The 11588-nt window shown below is 54.7% G+C and carries 7 protein-coding genes and 2 pseudogenes; 6 read left to right on the top strand and 3 right to left on the bottom strand.

Going from position 1 to position 11588, the window contains the following annotated elements; all coding sequences use genetic code 11:
* From K334_RS14785 to K334_RS0105950, 6 genes and pseudogenes are all read left to right on the top strand, one after another.
* Window positions 1-177 (top strand): annotated as a pseudogene (locus K334_RS14785) (IS1380 family transposase); the annotation flags it as partial.
* Between the two features lie 12 nt (window positions 178-189).
* Window positions 190-402: pseudogene (locus tag K334_RS15250) on the top strand (hypothetical protein).
* 166 nt (window positions 403-568) lie between these two features.
* A complete protein-coding gene (gene nagB, locus K334_RS0105965) occupies window positions 569-1360 on the top strand; it encodes a glucosamine-6-phosphate deaminase (RefSeq protein ID WP_025881472.1) in 792 nt (263 codons plus the stop codon).
* Between the two features lie 39 nt (window positions 1361-1399).
* On the top strand, window positions 1400-3391 hold the full coding sequence (locus K334_RS0105960; RefSeq protein ID WP_027444669.1) for a glucosamine-6-phosphate deaminase: 1992 nt from the start codon (window positions 1400-1402) through the stop codon (window positions 3389-3391).
* Window positions 3392-4219: 828 nt separating this feature from the next.
* Entirely contained in the window at window positions 4220-5605 is a 1386-nt protein-coding gene (locus tag K334_RS0105955; RefSeq protein WP_027444668.1) for an SGNH/GDSL hydrolase family protein, read from the top strand.
* Window positions 5602-7110, top strand: a complete 1509-nt coding sequence (locus K334_RS0105950) for an MBOAT family O-acyltransferase (protein ID WP_027444667.1) — start codon at window positions 5602-5604, stop codon at window positions 7108-7110. The genes K334_RS0105955 and K334_RS0105950 overlap by 4 nt, the downstream gene beginning before the upstream one ends.
* A gap of 271 nt (window positions 7111-7381) precedes the next feature.
* Here K334_RS0105950 and K334_RS0105940 read toward each other — a convergent pair whose 3' ends face one another.
* The 3 genes from K334_RS0105940 to K334_RS0105930 form a co-directional block, all read right to left on the bottom strand.
* Complete coding sequence (locus K334_RS0105940; RefSeq protein ID WP_027444666.1) at window positions 7382-9031, bottom strand: SusR-related protein; 1650 nt, start codon at window positions 9029-9031, stop codon at window positions 7382-7384.
* 66 nt (window positions 9032-9097) lie between these two features.
* Window positions 9098-9961 (bottom strand): glycoside hydrolase family 16 protein, encoded by an 864-nt coding sequence (locus K334_RS0105935; RefSeq protein ID WP_025881471.1) that lies wholly within the window; start codon window positions 9959-9961, stop codon window positions 9098-9100.
* A gap of 85 nt (window positions 9962-10046) precedes the next feature.
* On the bottom strand, window positions 10047-11570 hold the full coding sequence (locus K334_RS0105930; protein ID WP_025881470.1) for a SusD/RagB family nutrient-binding outer membrane lipoprotein: 1524 nt from the start codon (window positions 11568-11570) through the stop codon (window positions 10047-10049).
* Window positions 11571-11588: the final 18 nt, after the last annotated feature.

The following is an 11588-nucleotide window of genomic DNA, read 5'->3' as shown; positions in this document are numbered from 1 at the left end:
ATTCAAAGACTTGACGTAAAGAAGTTCGGACTCAATGTAACAAGTCGCATAAAAGCGTTTGTCTTCAGGTTTATCTCTGTACCAGCCAAGTGGATCAAGACATCAAGGCGGTATGTGCTGAATATCTATACCTGTAATTATGCTTACGCAGATGTTTTCCAGACTGATTTTGGATAGTGCCTACAACTTATGGGAATGATATTGTGTATTGCCTCAAGTCACATTGTGGGGTAAGGGGATATTGTAGGCAGAAGTGGGTGCTTCAAGTTCAAATTATCTGCAAATTCAGTAATGAGAGGACGTGTAAACGCAATAAGAACCTTCAAGGGCTTAGTTGCGGATTTGAGGAACAATATTTTTTGTGTTACAAAAATACACCAAAAGAGGCATATCACAAAATAAAAGTGCCGCTTTTATTAGCCGTCAATGCTTTTTGACAGGCTCACTTTGCAATCGTCCATAGGACAGCTTTTAAAATCTTAATCATTTGAAATTTATTTTGCTTTTCATGATAATCTTGCTACCTTTGTGGCTTAAGCATATTATACTAACTTCATTAAAAGACACCATGAGAGTAATTATTGAAAAAGATTACGACCGGTTGTCCAAGTGGGCGGCCGAACATGTGATTAAAAGAATTAATGAATTCAACCCAACACCTGAGCGTAAGTTTGTTCTTGGCCTGCCGACCGGCTCGTCGCCAGAGGGCATGTACAAAGCCTTGGTTGAGGCTTACAAACAAGGCCGGGTAAGTTTTAAAAATGTTCTGACCTTCAACATGGATGAATACGTCGGCCTTCCGGAGTCTCATCCTGAGAGTTATCATTCGTTCATGGCCCGTAATCTTTTCGACCACATCGACTGTCCGAAAGAGAACGTCCATATACTGAACGGCAACGCAGCCGACCTGGACGCCGAATGCGCCCATTACGAGCAGATGATGGTTGAGGCCGGAGGCGTCGATCTCTTCCTCGGCGGCATCGGCCCCGACGGCCACATCGCCTTCAACGAGCCTTTCTCGTCGCTCACCTCCCGCACTCGCGTCAAGACATTGACCACCGACACCATCATCGCCAACAGCCGCTTCTTCGACAACGACGTGAACAAGGTGCCCAAGCACGCACTCACCGTGGGCGTCGGCACCGTGATGGCCGCCAAGGAAGTCATGATTCTCGTCAACGGACACCACAAAGCCCGCGCTTTGCAGGCTGCGGTGGAAGGCCCCGTGACGCAAGCCTGGACCATCAGCGCCCTGCAACAGCACCCGCACGCCGTCATCGTGGCCGACGAAGCGGCAGCCGAAGAGCTGAAAGTCGGCACCTACAGATACTTCAAAGATATAGAGAAGGACAATCTCTAACCCACCCCCAATTCCCAACACTTATTAAACATTAAATCAATGAGACTTCATTTAAGTTCGGAAATCGTTTTAAACAAGATTCCGGAGACCTTCTATGCGCCCAAGACAGCGGTGGAACGCTCTGAAATCACACGCATGGAGAAGGTTCCCACCGACATTTTCCCCAAGGTAGAAGAGGGCGCCCGCAGCATTGCCGACGCCATCTGCAACGAAATCAAGGCCAAAAGCCAACTCGGAAAGTACTGCGTGCTCGGCCTGGGAACAGGCCAGTCGGTCACTCCCATTTTCCAAGAACTGATTCAACGCTATGAAAAGAAGGAGATCAGTTTCAAGAATGTAATCGTATTCAACGCCTACGAGTATTTCCCACTCAAAGCCGACAGCCAGTACAGTGCCATCTCGCAACTGCGGAGACGCTTCCTCGACCACATCGACATCCCAGAGCAGAACATCTATACGCTTGACGGAACCGTGTCACAAGACTGCGTTCAGGAGCAATGCCGCCTCTATGAAGAGCGCATCCAGACCTTCGGCGGCATTGACATCATGCTGCTTGGAATCGGCCGCATCGGCAACATCGCCACCAACGAGCCGGGCAGCACTCTCTCCTCGCCCGCCCGCCTCATCCTCATCGACGCCACCAGCCGCCAGGAAATGACGATGAGCTTCGGACTGCAAGACCCCGTTCCGCCGTGTTCCATCACACTGGGAATCTCGGACATCCTCGCCGCACGCAAGATCTATCTGACGGCGTGGGGCGAAGAGAAGGCCGACATCATCAAGGCCACCGTCGAAGGGCAAATGAGCGACGCCATTCCGGCCAGCTTCCTGCAAACCCACAACGACGCGCATGTGGTCATCGACCTCTCGGCGGCAGGCAAGCTCACGCGCATCATCCATCCGTGGCTCGTCGCCAGCTGCAACTGGACCGACAAGTTGACCCGCGCAGCCCTCACATGGCTTTGCCAAGTGACCAAGAAACCCATCTTGAAGCTGACCAACAAGGACTATAACGAGAACGGACTGAGCGAACTTCTGGCTCTCTACGGCTCGGCCTACAACGCCAACATCAAGATTTTCAACGACCTGCAGCACACCATCACCGGATGGCCGGGCGGCAAACCCAACGCCGACGACACCTATCGTCCCGAGCGGGCGAAACCGTTCCCCAAGCGTGTCGTCGTGTTCTCGCCGCATCCCGACGATGATGTCATCTCGATGGGAGGCACCATCCAGCGGCTCGTCAGCCAGGGACACGACCTGCACGTGGCCTACCAGACCTCAGGAAACATAGCCGTCGGCGATGAGGAGGTGACTCGTTTCATGCACTTTGTCAATGGTTTCAACCAACTTTTCATGGACTCCAAGGACGAAGTCATCAAGAAGATGTACCAAGACATCAAGGCTTTCCTCGCCACCAAGAAGGAAGGCGACATGGATACACAGGCCGTGAGAACCATCAAAGGCCTCATCCGCCGCGGCGAAGCCCGCACGGCCTGCACCTACAACAACATTCCTTTGGACCATGTGCACTTCCTCGACCTGCCCTTCTACGAGAGTGGAAAGATCGAGAAGCTGCCAATGACCGAGAAGGACGTGGAGATTGTACGTGCATTGTTGCAGGAAGTGAAGCCGCACGAGATATTCGTGGCCGGCGACTTGGCCGACCCCCACGGCACACACCGCAAGTGTACCGACGCCGTGTTCGCAGCCATCGACCTCGAAAAGGAAGCCGGTGCCGAGTGGTTGAAGGACTGCCGCATCTGGATGTACCGTGGCGCATGGGCCGAATGGGAAATCGAGAACATCGAAATGTGCGTTCCGATGAGTCCCGAAGAACTTCGCGCAAAGCGCAACTCCATCCTGAAGCACAGCTCGCAGATGGAGAGCGCGCCGTTCCTGGGCAACGACGAACGCCTGTTCTGGCAGCGCGCCGAAGACCGCAACCGAGGTACGGCCAAACTGTATGACGACCTTGGCCTGGCCTGCTACGAGGCGATGGAAGCTTTCGTGGAGTACAAGCCCCTTTAGAAGGCGACCATTCAATGACAATAGACGAATCGCGGAGGACAACATGGCCCTCCGCGATTTGTCTTTTCAGCCTGACCTCCACGCCTCCGCCGTCCAATGCCGCCTAAGCGTCTTGCTATAAATGGAAAAAGGACAATGCCGCTTCTCCAACAATCTTGCCATCATTTCAAGGCAGGTTCTTCTCCATGCCGGATAAGAGAGCGTGTAAAGTCGGTTGGCGATTTGTTGAAATGCCATTTCCCTCACGCCCCTGCGGCTCACGCCATTCGCAGAGACGGAAAATCGTGGCTCGGAAGACGTCACGTCAAAACGGATGTTGAATGCGCGGCGGGAGAAATCGTCACGTCAAAACAGATGTTAAATGCTCAACGTGGGCAAACGTCAAAGCAAAACAGATGTTAAATGCCCAACGTGGGCAAACGTCAAAGCAAAACAGGTGTTAAATGCCCAACGTGGGCAAACGTCAAAGCAAAACAGATGTTAAATGCCCAACGTGGGCAAACGCCAAAGCAAAACAGGTGTTAAATGCCCAACGTGGGCAAACGCCAAAGCAAAACAGGTGTCAAATGCCCAACGTGGGTAAACGTCCCGGCAAACGACGGCGGACTTTCCGAAAACCGGGCAAAACAAGCCCGCCATTCCACCGTGGCATATATATATAAAAGGTGTAAGCGGCCGAACGATGTCTTGGTCGTCGTCGGGAAGCGTTTTCCAAACGGCTTGACCTGTGTGAATTTATGGCAGGAAAAGTCCAATAAATGAGCCGAAGGCTGAAGCGGTTGCATTATTTTTGCTAACTTTGCAGCCGTTTCAAAAAAGAAGATTGCAATGAATCAGTCTGCAAGGACTTTCGCTTTGACAGGATTGGTGGTGCTCTTTCTTCTGCTCATGCACCAGTTGCCGACACTCAGCATAGGCGGAACCGAATTGCGACACGTCAATCTGCTCAGTCAGATACTACCCGACATTTATGAGAAAGACGTGGAAGTGGTGCCTGCTCCAAAGGCCCCCAAGCCCGTCGTGGCTGTCGTGAGCCACGGCAGGAAGGTCGCGTTCAAGGAGGTCTGGCCCAAGGATGTGGAACCCATTCTCGACTTTTCGGGCGGCAGACGCGGAGGCATGGACCATTTCTACGCGCAGTTGGCCCATGTCAAGACGCTCGACCGCCCCGTCCGCATCGCCTATTTCGGCGACTCGTTCATCGAAGGCGACATCCTCACGGGCGATTTGCGGGCATTGTTTCAGAACCGTTTCGGCGGTGCCGGCGTGGGATGGGTCGACTGCGGGACGCCCATGACGGCGTTCCGACGCACCGTGAACCAGCATTACAGCGGCATTGCCGAGCATTCCGTCGTCAAGAAGCCCTTTGAAACGGCCCGCCAGGGCATTGCCCAACGTTATTACGTGCCTTCCGAAGGTGCCGGCGTCACGACGAAAGGCTCCAGGTTGCAGCCCCATGTCGCCGGTTGGCAGAGCGCCAAGCTCTTTCTGCGCACCCCCGAGGCCATCGACGTTCGGGTCGTGGCGGGCAACACTCTTCCCCGCGACCACTCTACTCACGCTTCGGAGGAGGTTCAGATGATCGAGACGAAAGGCGAAATGGCTTCGGTGAGCTATCGTTTCACGGGTGTGTCGCCCCGCACCACGCTCTTCGGGATGGCCCTGGAGTCAGACAGGGGCGTCGTTCTCGACAATTTCTCGATGCGCGGTTCGTCCGGCACGCAGCTGGCCCGCATTCCAATCAATACATTGGCCCACTTCGCCCGCCTGCGCCCCTACGACCTCATCATCGTCCATTACGGACTGAACGAGGCTGTCAAGGGCAACACCGTGCCCATCCTGAAAGTGTATATCGAGGGAATGAAGAAGGCGATAGGCAATATCCACGCCGCGTTTCCCGACGCCAGCATTCTCGTGGTGAGCGTCCCCGACCGCGACCAGCGTTCGGCCGAGGGCATAACGACGCTCAAGGAGGTGAAGAATCTCGTGAATCTGCAAGAGCAACTGGCTGCCGACTGCCACGTGGGATTCCTCAATTTCTACAAGGCCATGGGCGGCGAGGGCAGCATGAAGAGGCTCGTAGACCGCAATATGGCCAACAAAGACTATACGCATCTGAGTTTCGGCGGCGGCAGACTGGTGGCCCGGAAGGTGTTTCCTTCGTTTATGGCCGGACTGAAAAATTACAAACGCCGCAAGGCAATGGAACAATGATACAGCGACTCATCGATCTTCTGACATACAACGCCAAGGAACCGTTGATATTTTCCAGCGGTCTCTTCCTCTTTCTGTTTCTCGGATTCTCGTTCGTCTATATGCTGCTGCGCCACAAACTGCGGTCTCGGCTGCTCTTCGTGACGCTCTTTTCCTACTATTTCTACTACAAGAGCAGCGGCTTCTACTTCTTCCTGCTGGCTGTCGTCACGGTCAGCGACTTCCTCATCGCCCGCCGCATCCAGGCTCTGGCCGACCGGGCTGCCGCCGACGACAGCCTGGTGCGGTCGCTTCGACGGCGTCGCAAGTGGCTCGTGGCGTTGAGCCTGCTCATCGACCTGGGACTGCTGGGCTATTTCAAGTACACCAACTTCTTCGCCGGCATGGTCAGTCAGATGATCGATCACAACTTCCAGCCCTGGGACATCTTCCTCCCCGTGGGTATCAGCTTCTTCACTTTCCAGAGCATGAGCTACACGATCGACGTCTACCGTGGCTCCCTGAAGCCGTTGCCCCACCTCTTGGACTACGCGTTCTACGTGTCGTTCTTCCCCCAGCTGGTGGCCGGACCCATCGTTCGTGCCTCCGATTTCGCGCCACAAATCGACAAGCCCATCATCATCACGCGCGACATGTTTGCCCGTGGCGTCTATTTCATCGTCATCGGACTGTTCAAGAAGGCCGTCATCAGCGACTATATCAGTCTCAACTTCGTAGACCGCATCTTCGACAATCCCACACTTTACAGCGGATTGGAGAACCTTTTGGGCGTCTACGGCTACGCCCTGCAAATCTATTGCGACTTCAGCGGCTACAGCGACATGGCCATCGGCATCGCGCTCTTGCTGGGATTCCACTTCCCGCTCAACTTCAACGCGCCTTACCGGTCGACGAGCATCACCGACTTCTGGCGCCGTTGGCACATCTCGCTGTCCAGTTGGATTCGCGACTACATCTACATATCGTTGGGTGGCAACCGCAAGGGCAAGCTGCGGCAGTACGTCAACCTTGTCGTCACCATGCTTCTGGGTGGCCTCTGGCACGGGGCCAGCCTCAATTTCGTGGCTTGGGGCGGCATGCACGGCCTGGCCTTGGCGGCACACAAGTACTTCGGTCAGGAAGTTTTACGCCACGACCGCCGTTATCGGTCGCGTGGTGTCAGAAAATGGCTGGCCATTCTGCTGACGTTCCACTTCGTATGTTTCACTTGGATATTCTTCCGTCATGCGTCGTTTGCGGCGGGTTGGACGATGATCCACCAGATATTCACCAACTTCCATGCCGAACTTTGGCCGCAGTTCGTGGGCGGCTACAGGTATGTCCTGGCCTTCATGGCCTTTGGCTATCTCACGCATTTCCTGCCCGACGCCTGGCAGGAACGGATGATAGGCGTGCTGCGCCGCTGCAACCTGCTGGTCTACGCGTTGCTGTTGACAACCGTCATCTATGTCGTCATCCAGGTCAAGAGCTCCACAATCCAGCCTTTCATCTACTTCCAGTTCTGATATGGACGACCATCGGCTTGGTTTGGGAATGCTTTTGAAGGCTTTGCAAGGCCTTGAAACAGAGAGACTTTTCTCCATTTTTTCGCGTACAAGTTGACATGGCATGTCCGTTGGTTTCCCAAAGCAGTGCTTTTACCTTGCAATAAGGTTGCTTTCAGCCGCCAAAAGGGCTGCTTTGGGAACGCAAAAGCATAGCTTTGATAAGATGAAAGGGCTGCTTTGGGAAAGGCGGTGACATGCCGTTGCGTCGGCAAGGCTTGTCAATGCCGTCTCATTTCGCCATCCCTATCTTCTTCACCTGCTCCTCAAAGAGTTCCCGTTCACCCAAGGCGCCGTTCTTGATTCGGGCCCGATAGTTGTAGATGGTGTTGACGGAATAATGCAGGAACTCCGCTATCTTGCCGCTGTCGTCGATTCCCAAGCGGATCAACGCGAAGATGCGGAGAGGAGTGGTGAGGTTGGTGGAAGACGACGGCAGGCGTTCTTCCGGGCGCAGCAGCCGGTTGAACTCTTCCACGAAGTTGGGATAGAGGTGCAGAAAGGCCGAGTCGAAGTTCTGATAGAGCTCTTCCGCTTCCTTTTCGTCATCATCCTGCTTCCTCGTGTCTTGATAGAGGGTGTCATATTGCCTGGTTTTGAGGCGCTTGATGACCTGCTTTCTGAAGGAAGCCATTCGGCCGATGTAGACCGAACACATGTAGAGCGACCGCCCGACATACTCCTCTTTCACCTTGTTGGAGTCGTCGAGCAGTTTCACCGTCTTGTTGAGTTGCCTTACAACGTCGGACAGTTGTTCGTTGGAAGCGATCAATTCGTGGTTTTTCTGCTTGAGCTGTTTCTGTGCGACGGCCAGCTGTTTGTGCTGCCGATGGCTGTAGAAAATCATGGCCAACAGCAGCAACGACAGCAGACTGATACCCCCGACAAGTCCCTGGAGGCGTGTGTTGGTTTCCTTTTGCCGCTGTTCGTAGACCTTGTTGATGCGTGCGAGCGTGGAGGTTATCTGCCAGTTGCGCATGCGCGAGTTGAAGCGGTTGGCGCAATCCGTGGCGAATCCGATGTAGCGGTAGGCCCGTTCCACGTCACCGCCGTCTATCAGGAAGTGTGTCAGCTCCCACATAGCCCCTTGGTCCATCACCGCGTTCCTGACATCGTTGAGCACCGACTGCGTGAGCCAGTACTTCATGGTGAGCGTGTCCTTGGCCAGATAGTAGTCCAGGTAGCGGTAGAAGGCCACGACGGCGTATTGGTGGTCGTCGGGGCGCAGGCCTTTCATGCGTCGGTTGTTGATTTCGAGCGCCTTGGCGAAGTTCTTCTTGTTGTAATACTCCATCTCCCGATATTGCAGGGCGATGTCCTCTTCGGGGCCGAGAACTTGAAGCAAGCGGCGCCGGCACGAGTCGGCACGGGCCTGGAAACGGCGTTGCAGGCTCGGCGGACTGGTGTAATAGGCCACCTCTCCATACAGATGGGTGGGTGAAATGTAATACTGTGAGCGGGCTTTTCCATGGAGTCGGCTCGCTTTTTGGGCGTCGAGCATTGTGAAAGCCTCCGTGTACATGCCCGAAGAAGAATACTGGAAGGCGAGCAACGAGCGGCAGCAGTCGGCCATGTCGCCATCTTTGAGCGACACGGCCAGCGAGATTGCGTTTGTCAGATAGGCGACGGCGGAATCGTTTTGATAGGATTTGTACTCTTCATAGAGCCGAAGCGTGCAGTCCAGACGCCCCCGGTCGTCCGCGGCTTTGCTTAGTTTTGCGCGCAGGTTGCCGATTCTCGCCTCTCTGACGGCGATGAATTCGGCCGACCGGCCAATGGCGTTGTCAATGCAACGGTAGAGGCTGTCCAGCTGATTCCACCCCATGGCCGCCGCCTGAAGCGCCATCGTCAGCAAGAGAAATGTGCATGCTGTCTTTTTCATCTTTGCTATCTTTTGATGACAAAGATAAACGATTCGCCGGAAAATATCAAGTATTACGTCTGTTTTCTACATCTGTTGATAGACCCTCACATAGTCGATGACGTAGGAACAGGGGAAGATGGTGTCGTCCACACCCATCCTTCCACCCCAGTTTCCGCCTATCGCCAGGTTGAGGATGATGTAGAAAGGTCGGTCGAAGGGCCACGCCTCCCACCCCTTTTCACGACGGGCATAGGTGTAGTAGTGGCGTCCGTCGACGTAACCCCTGATTTCCTGTGCGTCCCACTCTATGGCATAAACGTGGAACTCGGTGTTGCAAGTGGGCACGGAGATGGTTCCGCTCACTGAATTTCCAATGATGTGGTTGAACCGTTGGGTGTGGGTTGTGGCCAGGATGTTGGACGGATCGAAGCCCACATTCTCCATAATGTCGATCTCTCCGCTTGCCGGCCACGTGCCATAAGCGTCTTCCGCGGGCATCATCCAGAAGGCCGGCCACGTTCCTCGGCCCGCAGGCAGCTTGGCTCTGCACTCCATTCGGCCGTACAACCATTGGCCATGTCCCTTCGTGAAGAGGCGGGCCGAAGTGTATCGCTTGTTCCCATAGTCTTCCAGATGGGCCGTGATGTGGAGTAATCCGTCGCTGACGGAGGCGTTTTTCAGGCGCGATGCCGTATAATGTTGCAGTTCGTTGTTGCCCCAACCCGACTCGTTTCCATGGGTGTCGAAGCTCCACCGGGTGGAATCGGGCAATCCGTTGTAGTCGAACTCGTCGTGCCATACGAGGCGATAAGCCGTCTGTCCGGCTACCTGATTGCGATGATGGGCGTCTTTTGTCTTTTCGTTGCCTGTCGCAAAGAGGGTGGAACAGCTCGCAAGGAGCAGGAGGAAGGGTAGCAAGGCAATGGCTCTGCGTATTGTGTGGGTCATTGTTTTCCGTTTGACAGTTGGTGAAATGCTTCCACAACGGCCATGGATATGCGGCCGTTTGTGGAAGCAACGATTATAATCGAACCTATTGAAGTAGCCACATGCGTTCGTTGATACCGTCGTAACCATTGGCGAACTGGCGCGAAAGAGCCTCTTTGACGTGGTCGGCGTTGGTCTGCATCTCGGTCGCGGGATAAGTCCAGCGAACGGGCAGGGCCGCCTTGTTGTCGATGTTGAGGCTCGTTTCGGCGTTCACCTTCAGCACGGGATAGCCTGTCCGTCTGATTTCCATATAGGCGTCGTAGCCGTCTTGCAGGAATTTCAGCAAGTAGCGTTGCATCCATATCTGGCGGAGTCGGTCGGCAGAGGAGGACGCGAAGGCGGCCGTTCCTGCGAGATATGTCCGGATATAGTCGTCGGTGATGGGCATGCCGTGGCAGTAGGTCGCCTTCTCGTCATAGGCAGCAACCATCTTCATGGCCGCTTCCACGCCCTGTCGGTAATAGGTCGCGGCGTCGCCGCTGACCCATCCCTTGATGACGGCTTCGGCCAGGATGAAGCATTGTTCGGCATAGCTGAGCCTGGAGAGCGGGTCTCCGTTCATCACCGCTTGATAACGCTTGTTGATGACCGAATATTTCTGGGCCAGATAGTCCAGGTTCAATTGGTTGAAATCGGCCATGGGGTCGGCTCCCGCGTATGCTTCGAAGTCGTTGTCGGCCTTTCCCGACGCGGTCAGAGCTGCCGAAGGTTCGGCATAATAGAAGAGTCTTCGGTCGCCCAAACGCTTGAATTCGTCGACGACAACGTCAGAAAGGACAGTCCACGGATCGAACAACGGCTGGTTGTAGAGCGGGTGCCATGTGCCCGTAGCAGTGGTGTAGACCACGTTCATGTTGTCGCCGTTGCCCTGGAAGAGATGTCCTTCCGCAACGATTTGCGCAAACCGGGCTTTCTGTTCCGAAGTGATCTTCTCGCCCAAGGACATCAACACCTTGAGCTGCAGCACGGCGGCGGCCTTCCGCCATTTGGCAACCTTGCCGCCATAGATGAAGTCTCCGCTGAAGTCGCGCCCTTTCGCAAAGTGCTCTTCGGCCGTTTTCAGGTCTTCCAAGACGGCCGCGAACACGTCTGACTGGGCGTCGTACTTCGGCTTCGTGTTGCCTTTCTTCCCCTGACCGGCGTCGGAATAAGGCACGTCGCCGGTCATCATCGTGAGCCGGTAGCCGTTGAATGCCTTCAGAAAGAGGGCCAGTCCGCGGAACGAATCCTCATAGTCGCCGCCTTTCGCGTACTCCACCATCTGTTCCATGTTGGGGATTGAGTGGTAGGAAGCGAAGGTACAAGCGCCTATCAGATTGTATTGTGGGTCGTAGGCGCCTTCCTTTATGTAGGCAACATACTTGGGAAGGGCGTTGTATCCGATGTAGGCCTTGCCGTCACCGCCCAGCAACATGGAACTTTTCAACGCCCCCGTAGCCAGCATTTCGGGCGTGACGGAGGTGGTGGTGTCGGGATTTGTGTTGTATTCCTCGAAGTTGTCGTCGCACGACAGGATGGCCGCCATGGCAAGACTGCCTAAAAACAAGGTGATTATCTTTTTGTTCATAGCCGTTCAAATTAGGAA

It is taken from the genome of Segatella baroniae DSM 16972 = JCM 13447 (assembly GCF_000426585.1).
Lineage (GTDB): Bacteria > Bacteroidota > Bacteroidia > Bacteroidales > Bacteroidaceae > Prevotella > Prevotella baroniae.
Note: the sequence above shows the minus strand (reverse complement) of the source record. Positions and strands in the feature narration are given on the sequence as shown.